19 protein-coding genes are annotated in these 16,157 nt (G+C 72.5%); 11 read left to right on the plus strand and 8 right to left on the minus strand.

The window, feature by feature from the left end:
• Positions 1-52 precede the first annotated feature (52 nt).
• From FHR82_RS21490 to FHR82_RS21500, 3 genes are read left to right on the plus strand one after another with little or no spacing between them, the layout of a single operon-like run.
• Complete coding sequence (locus FHR82_RS21490; RefSeq protein ID WP_184812239.1) at positions 53-1,126, plus strand: hypothetical protein; 1,074 nt, start codon at positions 53-55, stop codon at positions 1,124-1,126.
• A gap of 8 nt (positions 1,127-1,134) precedes the next feature.
• The gene (locus FHR82_RS21495; RefSeq protein WP_184812240.1) at positions 1,135-1,560 is read left to right on the plus strand and encodes a DUF350 domain-containing protein; all 426 of its coding nucleotides are present in this window, start codon (positions 1,135-1,137) and stop codon (positions 1,558-1,560) included.
• Entirely contained in the window at positions 1,561-3,111 is a 1,551-nt protein-coding gene (locus tag FHR82_RS21500) for a polyamine aminopropyltransferase (RefSeq protein WP_184812241.1), read from the plus strand. It abuts the gene before it with no gap.
• Position 3,112: 1 nt separating this feature from the next.
• On the opposite strand, the gene FHR82_RS21505 is transcribed toward FHR82_RS21500, so the two are convergent.
• Genes FHR82_RS21505 through FHR82_RS21515 form a run of 3 tightly spaced genes read right to left on the minus strand, consistent with a single transcriptional unit; the run spans position 3,113 to position 5,090 of the window.
• The gene (locus FHR82_RS21505; RefSeq protein ID WP_184812242.1) at positions 3,113-4,096 is read right to left on the minus strand and encodes an S-adenosylmethionine:tRNA ribosyltransferase-isomerase; all 984 of its coding nucleotides are present in this window, start codon (positions 4,094-4,096) and stop codon (positions 3,113-3,115) included.
• A complete protein-coding gene (locus FHR82_RS21510) occupies positions 4,093-4,440 on the minus strand; it encodes a VOC family protein (RefSeq protein ID WP_184812243.1) in 348 nt (115 codons plus the stop codon). Before FHR82_RS21510 ends, FHR82_RS21505 begins: the two co-directional genes overlap by 4 nt.
• The gene (locus FHR82_RS21515) at positions 4,437-5,090 is read right to left on the minus strand and encodes an SDR family NAD(P)-dependent oxidoreductase (protein ID WP_184812244.1); all 654 of its coding nucleotides are present in this window, start codon (positions 5,088-5,090) and stop codon (positions 4,437-4,439) included. Before FHR82_RS21515 ends, FHR82_RS21510 begins: the two co-directional genes overlap by 4 nt.
• 107 nt (positions 5,091-5,197) lie before the next feature.
• Here FHR82_RS21515 and FHR82_RS21520 point away from each other — a divergent pair, with 107 nt between their 5' ends.
• The 3 genes from FHR82_RS21520 (at position 5,198) to FHR82_RS21530 (ending at position 7,916) form a co-directional block, all read left to right on the plus strand.
• Positions 5,198-6,322, plus strand: a complete 1,125-nt coding sequence (locus FHR82_RS21520) for a GAF domain-containing sensor histidine kinase (RefSeq protein ID WP_184812245.1) — start codon at positions 5,198-5,200, stop codon at positions 6,320-6,322.
• Entirely contained in the window at positions 6,319-6,936 is a 618-nt protein-coding gene (locus FHR82_RS21525; RefSeq protein WP_184812246.1) for a response regulator, read from the plus strand. The genes FHR82_RS21520 and FHR82_RS21525 overlap by 4 nt, the downstream gene beginning before the upstream one ends.
• Positions 6,937-7,046: 110 nt before the next feature.
• Positions 7,047-7,916 (plus strand): glycerophosphodiester phosphodiesterase, encoded by an 870-nt coding sequence (locus tag FHR82_RS21530; protein WP_184812247.1) that lies wholly within the window; start codon positions 7,047-7,049, stop codon positions 7,914-7,916.
• Here FHR82_RS21530 and FHR82_RS21535 read toward each other — a convergent pair.
• Positions 7,862-8,749, minus strand: coding sequence for an EamA family transporter (locus FHR82_RS21535; RefSeq protein ID WP_184812248.1), 888 nt, complete (start codon positions 8,747-8,749; stop codon positions 7,862-7,864). The two genes, FHR82_RS21530 and FHR82_RS21535, sit on opposite strands and share 55 nt — an antisense overlap.
• A gap of 73 nt (positions 8,750-8,822) precedes the next feature.
• Between FHR82_RS21535 and FHR82_RS21540 the strand changes: the two genes are divergently transcribed.
• Both FHR82_RS21540 and FHR82_RS21545 read left to right on the plus strand, forming a co-directional pair.
• A complete protein-coding gene (locus tag FHR82_RS21540; protein WP_184812249.1) occupies positions 8,823-9,746 on the plus strand; it encodes a LysR family transcriptional regulator in 924 nt (307 codons plus the stop codon).
• Between the two features lie 58 nt (positions 9,747-9,804).
• Positions 9,805-9,951 carry a hypothetical protein gene (locus tag FHR82_RS21545; protein ID WP_184812250.1) on the plus strand — a complete coding sequence of 49 codons (147 nt, stop codon included), beginning with the start codon at positions 9,805-9,807 and terminating at the stop codon, positions 9,949-9,951.
• Positions 9,952-9,981: 30 nt separating this feature from the next.
• On the opposite strand, the gene FHR82_RS21550 is transcribed toward FHR82_RS21545, so the two are convergent.
• Positions 9,982-10,569 carry a hypothetical protein gene (locus FHR82_RS21550; protein WP_184812251.1) on the minus strand — a complete coding sequence of 196 codons (588 nt, stop codon included), beginning with the start codon at positions 10,567-10,569 and terminating at the stop codon, positions 9,982-9,984.
• Positions 10,570-10,600: 31 nt separating this feature from the next.
• Positions 10,601-11,491, minus strand: coding sequence for a serine/threonine dehydratase (locus tag FHR82_RS21555; protein ID WP_184812252.1), 891 nt, complete (start codon positions 11,489-11,491; stop codon positions 10,601-10,603).
• A gap of 33 nt (positions 11,492-11,524) precedes the next feature.
• On the opposite strand from FHR82_RS21555, the gene FHR82_RS21560 reads away from it, so the two are divergent.
• Both FHR82_RS21560 and FHR82_RS21565 read left to right on the plus strand, forming a co-directional pair.
• Positions 11,525-12,802, plus strand: a complete 1,278-nt coding sequence (locus FHR82_RS21560; RefSeq protein ID WP_184812253.1) for a hypothetical protein — start codon at positions 11,525-11,527, stop codon at positions 12,800-12,802.
• Positions 12,803-12,901: 99 nt separating this feature from the next.
• Positions 12,902-13,321 carry a hypothetical protein gene (locus FHR82_RS21565; RefSeq protein WP_184812254.1) on the plus strand — a complete coding sequence of 140 codons (420 nt, stop codon included), beginning with the start codon at positions 12,902-12,904 and terminating at the stop codon, positions 13,319-13,321.
• On the opposite strand, the gene FHR82_RS21570 is transcribed toward FHR82_RS21565, so the two are convergent.
• On the minus strand, positions 13,299-14,249 hold the full coding sequence (locus FHR82_RS21570) for a chitinase (RefSeq protein ID WP_184812255.1): 951 nt from the start codon (positions 14,247-14,249) through the stop codon (positions 13,299-13,301). The genes FHR82_RS21565 and FHR82_RS21570 overlap by 23 nt on opposite strands.
• A gap of 94 nt (positions 14,250-14,343) precedes the next feature.
• Here FHR82_RS21570 and FHR82_RS21575 point away from each other — a divergent pair, with 94 nt between their 5' ends.
• On the plus strand, positions 14,344-15,384 hold the full coding sequence (locus FHR82_RS21575) for a methionine synthase (RefSeq protein ID WP_184812256.1): 1,041 nt from the start codon (positions 14,344-14,346) through the stop codon (positions 15,382-15,384).
• Here the strand turns inward: FHR82_RS21575 and FHR82_RS21580 are convergent, their stop codons facing one another.
• Positions 15,385-16,047 carry a hypothetical protein gene (locus tag FHR82_RS21580; protein ID WP_184812257.1) on the minus strand — a complete coding sequence of 221 codons (663 nt, stop codon included), beginning with the start codon at positions 16,045-16,047 and terminating at the stop codon, positions 15,385-15,387. It abuts the gene before it with no gap.
• Between the last annotated feature and the right edge of the window lie 110 nt (positions 16,048-16,157).

The following is a 16,157-nucleotide window of genomic DNA, read 5'->3' on the forward strand; positions in this document are numbered from 1 at the left end:
AGGTGGCGCGGGGCGACCGCGAGCGGCTCCCCGGAGCCTGCGAGGGGGAGTCGTGAAGGCGCTGGTCCCGGTCGGGCTGTCGGCACTGCTGTTGCTGGCGGCCCCCTCGGCGGCGGCCGCGGACGTGGTCTTCGACCCGGCCGACGCCGACGACCTGGCCGCCACCCTCGCGGAGGCGACGGCCGCCCAGAACGTCTGCTACGGGTGGGACGTCCAGGTGGACGACGCCATCGCGGGCCAGAGCGAGAGCGTGGGGTCCGACCGCGGTGCGGGCACCCCGGTGGACACGTCGTCGTGCTCGAAGTACGTGCGCCTGGACGTGTTCATCACGTACACGAGCGAGTCGTCGGAGTCCGAGGACTCGGCGTCCTGGGACGTGACCAGCTCCAGCGGCGGTCCGACCCGGTCCGACATGGAGGATCTCGGCCTCGACTGGGACGGCCTCACCGGCGAGAACCCGGACGTCGTGATCGGCAACGCGGTCTCCGCCCTGCCACTGCTCGCCGCCGACAACGGCATGGGCGAGGGCATCGAGGCGGCCCCGGCGACCGGTGCGGCCCCCGCCGACGCGTCGCTGACCGACAGCCCCGGCTCGGACTTCTGGCGCAACAACGGCACCGGGCTGCTGTGGGGCATCGGCCTGCTGCTCGCCGGCGGGCTGTTCGCGTGGTGGGTCTTCCGCTCCCGGCCGCCGAAGCCCAGGGCCTACGTCGTCCCGGACACCGTGCCGGACGACCTCGCCCCGCCCCCGTACGAACCCCCGACCGCACCGATCGCCGTGCAGCCGGACCCACCCACGGAGCCGGTCCCGGTCGCGCGCCAGGACCCGGCCGACACGGCACCGGAGCTGGAACCCGAAGCGACGGAGACGCCGGAGACGGCCGAGAAGCTCGACGAGCCACCGGAGCTGGACCCACCGGTGCCCGCCGAGCCGGACCCGTCGGCCGAAGGTGCTGCCCCGGCCGAGCCAGAAGCCCCCACCGAGCCGGAAGCGTCGGCCGAGACTGCTCCCAGCGGGCCCGCGAAGCCCGCTGCCGAAGCGGATCCGGCCGCCGAGTCCACCCCGGACCGTCCCGCTCCGTCCGACGAGGACGCCGCGCCATCTGACCAGAAGAACAAGGAGTAAGCCCCGACATGGTTTCCGACGTCTTTGGTGAAGTCGGCATCGCCGCCACCTACGGTCTGGTCGGTCTGGTGCTGATGGCCCTCGGCTTCGTGCTGGTCGACGTGCTGACCCCCGGCAACCTGCGTGAGCAGGTCTGGGTGCAGCGCAACCGCAACGCCGCCATCCTGCTCGCCAGCAACCTGCTCGGCGTGGGCATCATCGTGGCCACCGCGATCGCCGCCAGCCAGGGCAACTGGGCGGAGGGCCTGCTGTCGACCGCCGCGTACGGCATCCTCGGCCTGGTGCTGATGGGGGTCTCGTTCGTCGTGCTCGACGCGGTCACGCCGGGGAGCCTCGGCGAGGTGCTGATGCAGCAGGAGGCGAACCCGGCGGTGTACGTGAACGCGGCGTCGCACATCTCGGTGTCGGCGATCGTCGCCGTCGCCATCTTCTAGGTGGTCACGACCACCGAGACCAGGACCCGCGCCGCACGCGCGGGGCTGTTGTTCGCCACGTTCGTCTGCGCGGCGTGCGGGCTCGTCTACGAGCTGGCACTGGTCGCGCAGGGTTCCTACCTGCTCGGCGACTCGATCACGCAGGCGTCCGTGGTCCTCGCGACCATGGTGTTCGCCATGGGCATCGGCTCGCTCGCCGCGAAACCGCTGCAGAGCAGGCCGTTGCTGAGCTTCGCGGTCATCGAGGCACTGCTCGCCCTGTTCGGCGGCCTGTCGGTCCTCGGGCTGCACGCCGCGTTCACCTGGCTCGACCTGTACTGGCCCGCGCTGATCGGCATCGCGCTCGTGGTCGGTGCGCTGATCGGCGCCGAGATCCCGCTGCTGATGACACTGCTGCAGCGGATCCGCAAGCAGGACGCCGGTTCCGCGACCGCCGACCTGTTCGCCGCCGACTACATCGGTGCGCTGATCGGCGGGCTCGCGTTCCCGTTCCTGCTGCTGCCGTTCCTCGGGCAGACCAGGGGCGCGCTGCTCGTCGGCATGGTCAACGTGGTCGCGGGCGCCGCGGTCGCGTTGTTCGTCTTCTCGGTGAGTGCGCGGCGCAGGCTCGCGCTCGCCCTCGGCACGGTCGGTGTGCTGGCGGTGCTGGGGTTCGCGTTCGCCCAGAGCGACGCGTTCCTCCGCTACGCCCGCGACGAGCTGTACGAGGACCCGGTCGTCTACTCGGAAACCACGCAGTACCAGGACATCGTGCTCACCGAGTCGTCGCCGGTGGTCGACGGGCCGAAGGACACCCGGCTGTTCCTGAACGGGGACCTGCAGTTCAGCTCGCTCGACGAGTACCGCTACCACGAGTCGCTCGTGCACCCGGTGCTCGCGGGCAAGCGCGACCGCGTGCTGGTCCTCGGCGGCGGCGACGGGCTCGCCATGCGTGAGGTGCTGAAGTACCCGGACGTCCGCGAGGCCGTCGAGGTCGAGCTGGACCCGTCGGTGCTGCGGCTGGCGCGGGAGAACCCGACGATCGCCGCGCTCAACGAGCACTCGCTCGACGACCCGCGCGTGCGCGTGGTCACCGCCGACGCGTTCACCTGGCTGCGCGACGCCCGCGAGCGGTTCGACGCGGTGATCATCGACATGCCCGACCCGGACTCGACGGCCACCGCGAAGCTGTACTCGGAGGAGTTCTACTCGCTGGCCCTGCAACGCCTCGCACCCGGCGGCCGGATGGTCGTGCAGGCCGGTTCGCCGTACTTCGCGCCGCGCACGTTCGACTGCATCAACTCGACCGTGCGGGCCGGCGGCCTGGCCACCACCCCGTACCACGTGAACGTCCCCACCTTCGGCGACTGGGGGTTCGTCCTGGCTCAGCCGGACTCCGCACCGCCGCTGCGCCTCGACCCGCCGGAACCGCTGCGCTTCCTCGACGAGCCGAACCTGGCCGCGGCCGCGATCTTCCCGGTCGACCGCCGCCCGACCGGCGGCGAGTCACCATCCACATTGGATGACCCGAAGGTGCTGCGCCTGGCGACCTCGGAGTGGCAGCAGTACTAGCTCACGGCAGCAGCAGGTTGACGTCGCCGAACTCGTGCCACAGGTAGCCTTCCGCGATCGCCTCGCGGTACGTCGCGGCCAGGACGTCCTGCTCGACGATCGTCGCGAGCAGGTCCAGGTGGGACGCCTTCGGTTCGTGGAAGCCGGTCAGCAGTCCGTCGACCCGCCGCACGCCGCGGGACGGGGTGACGATCACGTCGGTCCAGCCCGCGTCGCCGTCGGACTCGATGGCGCGGACCGCGGTCGTGCCGACGGCGATGACGCGGCGCCCCTCCGCCCGCGCCCGTTCGACCAGCGCCCGGCTGGCCGTCGGCACCGCGAACCGCTCCGGGTACGGCCGTTCGTGTGCCTCCGGCGAGGCGACACCGGTGTGCAGCAGCACCGGCGCGAACTGCACCCCGTGCGCCACCAGCCGCGTCACGATCCGGTCGGTGAACGGCCGGGACGCGCTCGGCATCTCCGCACTGCCCGGCGTGACCCCGAAGACCGTCTGGTAGGCGGAAAGCGGCCACCGGCCCGGCACGTACGAGTACCGGATCGGCGACCCGTGCGCGGCCAGATACGTTGGCACGCCTGACGGGGTGTCCACGTCGGCCGTCCACAACCGGCCGTCCGAGAACCGCGCCAGCAACGTCACCGCACCCCCACCTGCCAACGGGTAACGCCCCGCCTGGCCGCGGTACGGTGCCGTCGTCTTCCCCTTCGACCGGCGCAGCTCCACGAGCCACGTCCCGTCCGGCCGCTCGGTCGAGAAGTGCACGACGAGCGGCTGCCCGGCCACCGCCACCGCCGCGGGCACGGTCGCGGACGTGTTGACCACCAGGACATCGCCGGGCCGCAGCAGCGACGGCAGGTCGGTGAACCGGTGGTGCCCGATCCGCCCGCCCTCGGTGACGAGCAGCCGCACGCCGTCCCGCCCGAGCCCCCTGGCCTCGGGCGGAACGTGCGCCTCATGGGAGGCGGGCAGCGTGAACTCGAGGCTCATCGCTCCCTCCAGACCATCACGGTCGCGCCCGCCGGTCCGCGCACCTCGAACCCGCGGTGCCCGCGCGGGTAGGTGTGCGGCGGCACGAGCACGTCGCCGGGCGGCATCCGCGCGTGGACCGCGTCGACGTCGCCGACCTCGAACGCGACCGGCACCGGTCCCGGCGCCACCGGCGACACCAGCTCCACGAACGCCGGCCCGGCCGCCAGCACGGTGCCGACCTCACGGGCCCCCTCGCCGTCGCGGGACCAGCCGTCCACCACCGGCAGCCCGAGCCGGTCGCGGTAGAACTCGAGCGCGGGCGCCAGGTCCGGCACGGTGTAGGGCAGCCAGAGGGCGGTCACAGCCGGACCCGTCCCGACGGCGGCCGTTCGGTCACCAGCTTCACGAACGCGGGCACCACCGTCTCCGGCAGCGGCCGGTCGCTGATGTCCTCGCCGGGGAACGCCTCCTGGTGCATGCGGGTCCGCAGGTCGCCGGGGTCCACCCGCCACACCCGCAGCCCCGGCTCCTCCGCCGCGAGCACGTTGCTCGCCTGCTCCAGCGCGGCCTTCGCCGATCCGTACCCGCCCCAGCCCTCGTACCCCTCGACCGCGGCGTCCGAGGTCACGTTCACCACCGCGCCCTCGCGGGCCCGCAGCGTCGGCAGCACCAGCTGTGTCAACGCGAGCGGTGCGAACACGTTCACCTCGTACACGTCCCGCAGCACGTCGACCGGGTACGCGGCGAGCCGCGGCTGCGGGCTCGGGCCGAGGATGCCCGCGTTGTTGACCAGCAGGTCCACCTCGCCGGCGGCCTCGACGAGCGCGGCCCGGTGCACGGGGTCGCGGATGTCGCCCGCCAGGGCGGTCACGTCGCCGCCGATCCACCCCGCGGCGTCCGCGAGGTCGGCGGGGGAGCGGGCGTCGACCACCAGGCTCCAGCCCTGCTCGGCCAGTCCGGTGGCGAGCGCCAGCCCGAGTCCTCTCGATGCTCCCGTGATGATGGCTCTCATGCCTTCGACGCTAGGTTCGCGCAGGCCGGCGGCCATCGGGCGCGCGACCATCGCGACCTCGTCCTTTGGACCTAGGTACACCTCCAGCGCGGTGTGCGGTGGGTACCGTGGACGACGTGGAGGTCCGGGACGAGCTGCGGGACGTCAGCGCCGCGGTGCTGGCCGTGGCGGCACACCTGTCTGTCCGCGACGTCCTCACCACGATCCTGACCTCCGCGCGCAAACTGGTCGGCGCCCGGTACGCGGCGCTGGGCATCCCCGACGAGGACGGCGGGTTCGCCGAGTTCCTCGCCGACGGCGTCTCCGACGAGGAGTGGGCGGCGATCGGCCCGCTCCCGCGCCAGCACGGGATCCTCGGCGCGATGCTGTGCGACCCGAACCCGGTGCGGCTCGCGAACATCCGTGAGCACCCGCACTTCGGCTGGTGGCCGAGGGCGCACCCGAAGCTGACCGACTTCCTCGGCATGCCGATCGCCGACGGCGACGAGATCATCGGCGAGCTGTTCCTCGCGAACAGCTGCAACCCCGGCGGTTTCACGGCCGCCGACGAGGAGCTGATGCGGCTGCTGGCCGCGCACGCCGCGATCGCACTGGTCAACGCCCGCCTCTACGAGCACAGCCGCGAACTGTCCATCGTGGAGGAACGCGACCGCATCGCCCGCGAGCTGCACGACGCGGTGTCGCAGAAGCTGTTCAGCCTGCGGCTGACCGCCGACGCCGCGTCCGCGCTGCTGGCGCGCGACCCGGCGCGTGCCGCCGCCGAGCTGGCCACGGTGCGCAGGCTGGCGGCGGAGGCGAGTGCCGAGCTGCGGGCGATCGTCGTCGGTCAGCGGCCCGCGGACCTGGACGGCGACGGACTGGACATCGCGTTGCGCAAACAGGTCGAGCTGCTGGACCGTGTGCACGAGCCGGTGATCCGGTACGCGGGCGGCGGGTACGTGCCCGAGCTGACGGAGGACCGCAAGGACGCCGTCTACCGCATCGCGCAGGAGGCCATCCACAACGCGCTGCGGCACGCGGGCGCGTCGCGGATCGACGTGGTGCTGACCGAGCACGAGGGCGCCACGCTGCTGCGGGTGACCGACGACGGTGCGGGCTTCGACCCGGTCGACGGTGGCCGCGGCCTCGGCCTGGCATCGATGCGGGACCGGGCGAGCGACGTGGGCGCCACCCTGGCGGTGGTCTCGGAACCCGGCGGCGGCACCTCGGTCCGGCTGGTGGTGCCCGCATGATCAGGGTGCTCGTGGTCGACGACCACCCGGTGGTGCGGCAGGGTCTGCGCACGTTCCTCGACCTGCAGGACGACATCACGGTCGTCGGCGAGTCGGCCGACGGTGCGTCCTGTGTGGACGACGCGGACCGCCTGCGCCCCGACGTGATCCTGCTCGACCTGCGGATGCCCGGCGCCGACGGCGTGACCGCGTTGCGCGGCCTGCGCGACAACCCGGCCCGCGTGCTGGTCGTCACGAGCTACACCGAGCCGGGTGCCGTCCTCCCCGCCGTCCGCGCGGGTGCCGCGGGGTACGTGTACAAGGACGTCGACCCGCCCGCGCTCGCCGCCGCCATCCGGTCCGTGCACGCGGGCCACGTGCTGCTGCACCCGGACGTGGCGCGGTTGCTGACCGAGGGCGACACGCACCCCGGCCCGGCGGAGCTGACCGCGCGCGAACGCGACGTGCTGGCCGAGGTCGCCCGCGGCCGGTCCAACCGGGAGATCGCCCGCGCGCTGTCGCTGTCGGAGAAGACGGTGAAGACGCACGTCAGCTCGATCCTCGGCAAGCTCGGCGTGCAGGACCGCACCCAGGCGGCCCTGCACGCCGTCCGCACCGGCCTCGTCGACTCGTAGGCCAGGCCGGGTTACCACCCGAAGTACTCGAGGGAACCGGGGCACGTACTCCTGGCGTTCGTTTGTGAGGTTCTTGCGTACTGCGGCTGTTGTCGGCAAAGATCAGACATATGGCACGTACGCCCGGAATCCTCGCCCTGACCGCGGTACTGGTAGCCGTCGGCAGCGGCCTCGCTCCACAGGCCGCTGCCGACGTGCGACCGGACCTGACCAACGTCGCCCACCGCGGCGCGTCCGCGCACGCACCCGAGAACACCCTCGCCGCCATGCGGCTCGGGGTGACCATGGACGCCCACATGGTCGAGATCGACGTGCAGCGCACCGCCGACGGCCACATCGTCCTCATGCACGACACCAACCTGGTCCGCACGACCGACGCGGAAGAGGTCTTCCCCGACCACGGCTCCTACGACGTCAGTGCCTTCACCCTCGCCGAGATCCGGCGGCTCGACGCTGGTGAGTGGTTCGGCCAGGAGTTCGACGGCGAGAAGGTCCCCACGCTCAGGGAAGCCCTGGCGGTCCTGCGCGGCGGTGACGTCGGGCTCCTGCTGGAGATCAAGGAGCCCGCCCGCTACCCCGGCATCGAGAAGCAGGTCGCGAAGCAGCTGGACCGCTGGTGGCTCAAGCCGGCGCCGCCCGGCCTTGCCCACCGCCTGGTGGTCCAGAGCTTCGACTGGGCGTCCATGAAGCGCTCGCAGGACCTCCTGCCGCGCATCCCGCACGGCCTCCTCGGCCGCGTCCCCGAGGCCGAGATCGCGGCCTACGCCGAGTGGGCCGACCAGATCAACCCGGGCTTCACCACCGTCGACGCCGCCTACGTCCAGGCCGTGCACGACGCGGGCCTGGAGATCTACGTCTACACGGTCAACGCGGCCGCCGACATGGAGGCCCAGATCGCGAAGGGCGTCGACGGCATCATCACCAACTACCCGGACGTGCTGGCGGGACTGATCGCGGGCGAGGGCCGCGCGGCGGCATAACCCAGCCCGGTCAGCACCCCGGCGATGACGAGCACCCCGGCGACCACCTGCACCGGGGTGATCGTCTCGCCCGTGAAGACGGCGGCCGCGGCCATCCCGAACACCGGCACCAGCAACGAGAACGGCGCGGTCGACGACGCCGAGTACGTCCGGATCAGGAACCCCCACGCGCCGAAACCGGCGACGGTCGCGAGCAGGCCAACGTAGAGCACGGCACCGACGGCCGGCCACGGCACCGACCGCAACGCACCCCAGTCGCCTTCGAACACCGCCGACAGCCCGAACAGCGGCAGTACGGCCAGCGCGCTCACCCACACCATGAACCGCAACATGTCGGGCGGCCGCGCGTGCCGCACGATGACGTTGCTCAGGCCCCACAGCGCGGCCGCCCCGAGCAACAACAGGAACGCACCGACCGGACTCGTGGCCCCGAGGTCGACGGCGATCAACGCGATCCCGCCGAGCGCGATGGCCATGCCGAGCAGTTGTCGGCGGGTGAGGTGTTCCTTCAGCAGCAGCACCGCGAACAGCAGCGTGAACGGGGCCTGCGCCTGCAGCACCAGCGACGAGAGGCCGGGCGGCATGCCTGCCGCCATGCCCGTGAACAGCAGCCCGAACTTGAGGACCGCGAGCGTCAGCGCCACCAGCGCGACCCACCGCCACGGCACGCCGGGGGAGCGCAGGAAGAAGATCGCGGGCACGGCCGCGACGAGGAACCGCAGCGCGGAGAACAGCAGCGGCGGGAAGTGCGCGAGGCCGACCTCGATGACGACGAAGTTCACGCCCCACACGGCGGCGAGCCCGAGCGCGAGCAACAGGTGGCGGGGAGACACGCCGTCCACTCTCGGCCGGTCAAAAGTGAAGCACAAGTGATGTGTTCTTGACGTCAAGAGTTAGGGTTGCTTCATGTTCGACCTCCCCAGGCTGCGTGTCCTGCACGCGGTCGCCGGGCACGGCACCCTCGCGGCCGCCGCGCAGGCACTGCACCTGACCCCGTCCGCCGTGTCCCAGCAGATGGCGAAGCTCGAACGCGAGGCAGGCTGCGTGCTCGCCGAACGCCAGGGCCGCGGCCTGCGCCTCACCGAGGAGGGCCGGGCCCTGGCAGCTCACGCGGCCCGCATCCTCGCGACGGTCGAGGAGGCGGCCGCCGAGCTCGCGGCCCGGCAGGGCAGGGTCCTCGGCACGCTCACGGTCGGCGCCTTCCCGACCGCGGCCCGCGGGCTGCTGCCCTCGGTGCTGACGGCGTGCGCCGCCGACCACCCGGACCTGCGGATCCGGCTGCTGGAGGTCGAGCCGTACCAGGCGATGGGCCGCCTCACCGCGGGCGACCTGGACCTCGCGGTCTCGCAGGACTGGGCGAACGTGCCGGTCGCGATGCCGGATCGCCTGCGCGGCAAGGACATCGGCCACGACCCGGCCGACGTGGCGGTCCCGGCCACCCACCCGCTCGCGGCCCGCACCTCGGTCGCCCTGTCGGAACTGGCGGCCGAACCGTGGATCTCGTCCACAGCGGGCACGATCTGCCACGACTGGCTGACGAACACCTTCCGCCGCGACGGTCACGAGCCGCTGATCGTCCACCAGGCCGCGGAGTTCCCGACGCAGCTGGCACTGGTGGCCGCGGGCCTGGGCGTGGCGCTGATCCCGCGCCTGGCCACCGAGCACGTGCCGGCGGGTGTCCGCCTGATCCCGGTCACCCCGGCACTGGACCGCCGCGTGTTCGCCGTGTGGCGCAGGGAGTCCGAGAGCCGCCCGGCCGTCCGCGCGGTCGCCGACGCGCTGGTGGTGTCCTTCACCGCACTGCACAGATCACGGCCAGAAACCCGCTGACGCTGTCGGACCGCGTCCGAGCTGCCCGTGCTCTTCAGCCACTTTCGCGGAGGGCGAGGTGGACGCGAGCTCGATCATGGCGGAGCTGGCCCAGCAGAGCCCTCAGCTGGACACGCGGGCACCGTTGGTCGACCAGCTCGCTGCCGCCAAGGCCGCGCAGCCCGCCCAGCGGAAGGTGACCTACGACCGTCTCGCCGAACTGTAGGCATCCGGTGGCCGGCGGACTCCTGAGGCGTCAGCCGCGGTCGTGCCGGAAAGCCGGTATCCCGGGAGCGACGGACCCGACGGCCGTCACCAGCGTGCGCTCGTCCAGGTGCCAGTCCTTCATCGGCAGCAGCACGGTCACGGCAGCGTCGAGGTCCCTCGGCGACGCCTGCACCGTGCCGATCGGCATGTCCGGCGTCCGCAACGCGACCCCGACGGCACGACGCCTCTTGCGCTCCTCGCCGACCCGCCACTCACGCAGCACGACGCCTGCGACTTGGTGCCACGGCACGAACGTGGGCGCCTTCCGTGACTGCGCGCCGAGGTAGATCCCGTACGGGTCCACCGCGAACGCCGCCCACGCGCTGCGCGACATCCGCGTGAGCCGCGGCAACACCCAGCGCCACAGCACGAACCCGAGCCCGATGATCCACAGGGCGGCGAGCACACCCAGCAGGGCGCCGCCGTCCTCGGCCATCCTGCCGCCGACGATCCCGGCGACCATCGCGGCCATCAGCCCGACGCAGACGACGATCCACAACACCGGCCGGGTCGGCCGGAACCGCGCCACCACAACGGTTCCGGGCACGGTCGTGTCCGGCAGCCTTGCTTGAGACATGGAGCTCCCCCTCGAAATGACCAAGGGGATCCTAGTCGGCCGGGGTCCAGTCCGTGTTCGCTCCGCACAGGACGAGGCAGGACAGCTCGCCCGGCACCGCCCCCGCCAGCCACGCGGCGAACGGCACGGCACCCGCGGGTTCGACGGCCAGCCGGAACTCCTCCCACAGCCGGTCCCGCGCCGCGAGGATCTGCCGGTCCGACACCAGCACCGACGTCACCGACCGCAGGATCGCGAACGGCACCGCGCCCACCCGCGTGGCGCCGAGTGCCGACTTGGCGATGCCGCCGACCGGCGAGTCCACCGGCCGCCCGGCTGCGAGCGCGTCGTGCAGTGCCTGGCAGCCATTGGGTTCCACCGCGACCACGTGCCGCCCGCCGGCGCCGAGCACGGTGCCCGCCGCGAGCCCGCCGCCGCCGACCGCGACCACCAGTGTGTCCACGTCGGGGGTGTCCGCCACCGCTTCCGCGGCGCACGTGCCCTGCCCGGCGATCACCAGCGGGTGGTCGTAGGCGGGCACGTACAGCGCGTCCGGCACCGCCATCGCCGCCGACGCCGCCTCCGCGTACGTGGCCCCGTGCCGGATCAGCTTCGCGCCCGTCGCCTCGATGCGGCGGGCCTTCGCGAGCGGCACCGACTCCGGGGTGTACACGGTGGCCGGCAGGTCGAGCAGGGCCGCCGCGGTCGCGACCGCCAGCCCGTGGTTGCCGCCGGAGGCTGTGACCACCCGCTCGGGCCGCGCGTCGGCGCCGAGCAACGCGTTCAGCGCGCCCCGCACCTTGAACGACCCGGTGAGCTGCAGGTGCTCCAGCTTCAGCACCACCGGCCGCCCGTCGACCTCCGCGCGCAGGACCGGGGTCCGCCGGATGTACGGGGCGATGCGGCTCGCGGCAGCGGCCACGTCGGGCATGTCTGACAGCATGAACCCCACCGTAATCGAGTGAGAGGTGGCGGCGTGCTGACGGTCGTGGCGTTCGGGTTCGCCTGGTGGCTGGGCCTGTACCTGCTCGCACGCGACCCCCGCAAGGCGACCCTGCACCGCGCCGGCCTCGGCCTTCTCGCCTACGCGCTCGCGCTCGCCGCGGACCAGCCGTTCCTCGACGAGCGCGTCCACACCGTCCTGCTGTGCCTCCCGGCCGTGCTGTGGACGGGGGTGCTGGTGTCGTTGCTGCCCGACCCGGCCGAGACCGAACGCCAGTGGCTCCGCGTCGTGCTGCCCGCGGCACTGGCGGTCGCGGCGGCGAGCGCGTTCTTCCAGCCGCTCGCTGGGCTGGTGGTCGTGCCGCTGTTCTGGGCGCTCGCGCTGCTGCTGCGCCGCCGCGCCCGCCTCGGCACCGGCCTCGGCGTGCTCGTCGCGGCCTTGCTGCTGTTCGGCCTCGGCTCGGGACTCGTCCTGCTCGGCTTCCTCGACGACCTGCCGAGGACCCTCCTCCTCGCCGGGATCGGCCTCGACCTGCTGTTGCTCGGCGGCTGCGTCGCCGTGCTCGACGCGTTCGACGAGGGCGAGGCGATCCGCCGCGACATGGTGTGGTCGCTGGTCGTCGCGGGCGGCGTCGCGATCCTGTTCGGCAGCCAGGTCGCGCTCGCGTCGCTGCTGGTCGACCGCTCGCTGGAGCTGCTGCTGTACGGCGTGGTCGCCGCCGCGATCACCGTGCAGGTGCTGGCCAGGCCGATCAACGCGCTCGCGGACCGGTTCGCCTTCCGCGACGCACCGGACCTGCGCCAGGAACGCACCGAGCTCCGCGAGGTCGCCGCCGCACTGCCGCGCCGCGCGCCGGCCCCGCTGTTCGGCATCGACGACGCCGAGTTCGCCCGCCTCACCCGCCGCGCGCTGTCGCACTACGGCGACCTCGGCAAGCTCGCGTCCAGCCCGCTCGCCGCCCTGCCGGTGATCACCGACCGGCTCGCCGCACGTGGCATCCCGGACGCCCCGCTCGCCCGCGCGACCGAGCTGAAGGCGGTGCTGCTGGAGACGATCACCCGCCTCAAGCCCGCCGACGGCGACTTCGGCACGTCCGACGAGTGGCGGCACTACAACGCCCTCTACTTCTACTACGTGGTCGGCGTCCGCCCGTACAGCGTGCGCACGAAGGTCACCGAGCTGGACCCGGTGGCCCGCCGCGCGCTCGCCTGGTTCGTCGACCAGGTGCCGGAACGGACCCTCCACAACTGGCAGGCGGCCGCCGCGAAGATCGTCGCGGCCGAGCTGCGCGCACCGGTTTCACCGTCCTGACCTGCATCTGGCAGGGGTTGGCAGCTCTTGGCGTGGCACTGGCAGTGCGCGCCGGGCGACCTTCGTGACGTCAACAGAACGACGTACCCGGAGGACACCATGACCGCCACCATCACCACCCCGGCCACGACCACCGCCACCCCGAAGCTGCTCCGCGAAGCCGTCCTGCTCGACGGCTTCGCCACCCTCCCGAGCGGCGTCCTGCTCGCCGCGCTGGCAGGTGTGCTCACCGAGCCGTTCGGCATCCCGGCCGGCGTGCTGCTCGGCGCCGGGCTGTTCTTCGTCGCGTGGGGCGCCGCCGTGCTGTTCCTCGGCTTCCGCCCGGTGGTCAACCGGCGCGCGACGATCGCGGTCGGCATCGTCAACATGGTGTGCGCGGTGGACGGCCTGATCGTCCAGCTGGCGGGGATCGGCGAGCTGACCACCCTCGGCTCGGTCGTGCTGGTCGCGCTGTCGGTGGTCGTGCTCGCCCTCGGTGCCCTCCAGGTGTTCGCCGCTACCCGCCGAACCCACGCATGATCGTCGTGAACTCGTAGTCGGACTGGTCGATGCTCGAGCAGGTGGGGGAGACCCCACCGCCCGGGCACGACCCGTTGTCGCGTCCGGCCGACCAGAACGCGAGCAGCCCGATCTGGTTGGCGTTCGCCCAGTCCACGAGCTGTCGCGCGGCGGACTGGTCGAAGATCTTCCCGTTGAAGTTCCGCCCGATCATCGGCGTCACGCCCAGGTGCCGCTTGAGGTCCGCGTCCGACATGGACGGCCAGATCGTCCGCATCTGCCCGAGCGTGGACTCGGCGGCGGCGATCACCGCGTCACCCCAGTCCGGCCTGCTGGTGCCGAACTCCATGGTCATCGGGTTCACCAGCACGTCCACCCCGTGCGCCGCCGCCGACCGCAGCACCTGCACGGAGTACGGGTCCATCCCGTAATCGTCGCCCAGCACGCGCATGGTGTAGCTGATCGACGTGCCGCGCTCGTCCTGGATCTGCTTGAGCGCCTGGTTGACCGTGTCCTGCGGGATGGTGGCCTCGACGTCCACGTCCAGGTGGGTCGCGCCGGTCGCGTCGAGGATCTTCCGGTACGCGCCCGCGAGGGCGTCGGCGCTGCCGCACGTGTACTCCAGGTACGGGCCCGCGGCGCCACCGGTCGCGACGATCACGTCGCCGCCCATGGCCTTCAGCGCCTGGATGTCCCCGATGATCCGCGGGTCGTCGAGCGGGATCGTGCCGCCCCACGACGGGTTGCAGCCGGTCGAGTCGGCGAGCACGAAGGCGAGCGTGAACACCTTCTGCCCGGTCGCGTTCGCCACGTCCACCAGGGACGGGCTGGGCATCGTGATGTCGATGTAGGGCGCCGCCGTCGGCGCGGCCACCTCGGCCTGCGCCGGTGCGGCTCCGAAGATTCCCGAGGCGAGCACCGCCACGGCAGTGATGATCGTTGTGCGCATGTCCCCGACACACACCTCTCACGTCGCTGGAAGTAGGCGTGCGCTCACGGTAAGTGGTTCAGACCACTAGGTCAATAGGTCTAGACCATGGGGGATGAGTCAGACTGTGCCGGTGACGTTTCCCGAAGGCACCGCAACCGCGGTCGGTTCCATGCCCGGCACGGACCCGGTCGAGGCGGCGGCTGTCGTCGTCGGCGAGCTGCCCGGTCTGCCCAACCTGCCTGAGCTGCCGAAACGCGGCCTCGGCGCGGACCTGATCGGCCGGACCGCCGCGCTGCTGGTCGACCTCGCGGTCGAGGTGGTGCCCTCGGCGTACCGGGTCGCGGCCCGCCCCGGCGGCGACCACCGCACGGCCGTCGACCACCTGCGCCGCGACCTCGACGCGTTCGAGGAGGCGGCCGAGCCCGCGAAGCCCAAGCTGGTGAAGGTGCAGCTCGCGGGCCCGTGGACGCTGACGTCGGAGATCGAGCTGCCGCGCGGGCACCGCGTCCTGACCGACCAGGGCGCGCTGCGCGACTTTTGCGAGTCCCTCGCCGAGGGCGTCGGCAGGCACGTCGCGGAGGTCCGCAAACGCACGGGCGCGGACGTGGTCGTGCAGTTCGACGAGCCGTCGCTCCCGGCGGTGCTGGCGGGCGCGCTGCCGTCCCCGTCCGGCCTGAGCATGGTGCCCGCGGTGGCCGAGCCGGAGGCCCGCGAGGTCCTGCGCACCCTGTTCGACGCGGCACGGAAGGCGACGGGCCAGCCGGTGGCCGTCCACTGCTGCGCCCCGCGCCCGCCGGTGGCCCTGTTCCGTGCGGCGGGCGCCGACGCGATCTCCCTGGACGCCACGCTGCTGGACGGCATGCCCGCGGTCTTCGCCGACCAGCTGGGCGAGGCATGGGACGACGGCTGTGTGTTCTTCCTCGGCCTGGTCCCGAGCACCGACCCGGACCGCCCGCCGACCCTGCACGACGTGGCCCGCCCGGCCCTGGAACTGGTGGACCGCCTGGGTTTCCCGCGCACGCTGCTGGCGGAACGCGCGGTCCCGACCCCGACGTGCGGCCTGGCCGGCGCGACCACCGCCTGGGCCCGCCGGGCTCTGGAACTCACCCGGGACCTGGGCAAGGGTTTCGTGGAACCGCCGGAGTCCTGGTAGTCACCGCCGCAGGGTGGGAATCGGGAACCTCCCGGTGCCGAGGAGCCACACCACCACCGCGCCGAGCAGAGACCCGATGATGATCTGTACGCCCATCGGGTTTCCGCGCGTGACCTCGTAGATCCCGAAACCGACACTCGTCGCGCCCGCGACCGGCACCCACACCCGGATGAACGTCCACTTGCCGGGCGCCGGGGTAGGGGCCGAGAGCGCGGGCCGGTTCGCGGCAAACCATTCGATGGTCTGCCGCAGCGGGGCGCCCGCGGGCAGCGGCAGCCGGATGGGTGTGGCGCGCAGAGTCCCGGCCACGTGGTCGATCCGCAGTGATCCGTCGAACTCGTTGGCCAGCCCCGTCAACTGGTCCGCCATGATCGTCCGCCGTCCGTACAGCGGCTGACCGACCACGATCCGGTCGGGGTGCACGCTCACCTTCAGCCGCATCCGCACCTTGCCGATGAGCCCCGGTGTGGTGGCTTCGGCCAGCGCGGGCGCGGGTGGTGGCAGCGGCGGGTCCGCGGGCCCCATCACCATTTCCGGCGCGGCCCGCCGCAGCACGAGAAACATGATCGAGACCATGAACACGAGGTAGACCAGCACGTGCTCGACGATCCGGGTCATGAGCACGGAGATCGACGCCAGTGAGCACACGTGACATGCCGCCATCTTCCTCGGAGTGACGCCACCGGGCACGCGTTTCCCGCGCAGTTGCGGAAAAGTTGCGCCCGGCGACCGCACGCCACTCACACCACCACGCCGAACCCCTCCGCTGCGCC

Source organism: Actinophytocola algeriensis (genome assembly GCF_014203735.1).
Lineage (GTDB): Bacteria > Actinomycetota > Actinomycetes > Mycobacteriales > Pseudonocardiaceae > Actinophytocola > Actinophytocola algeriensis.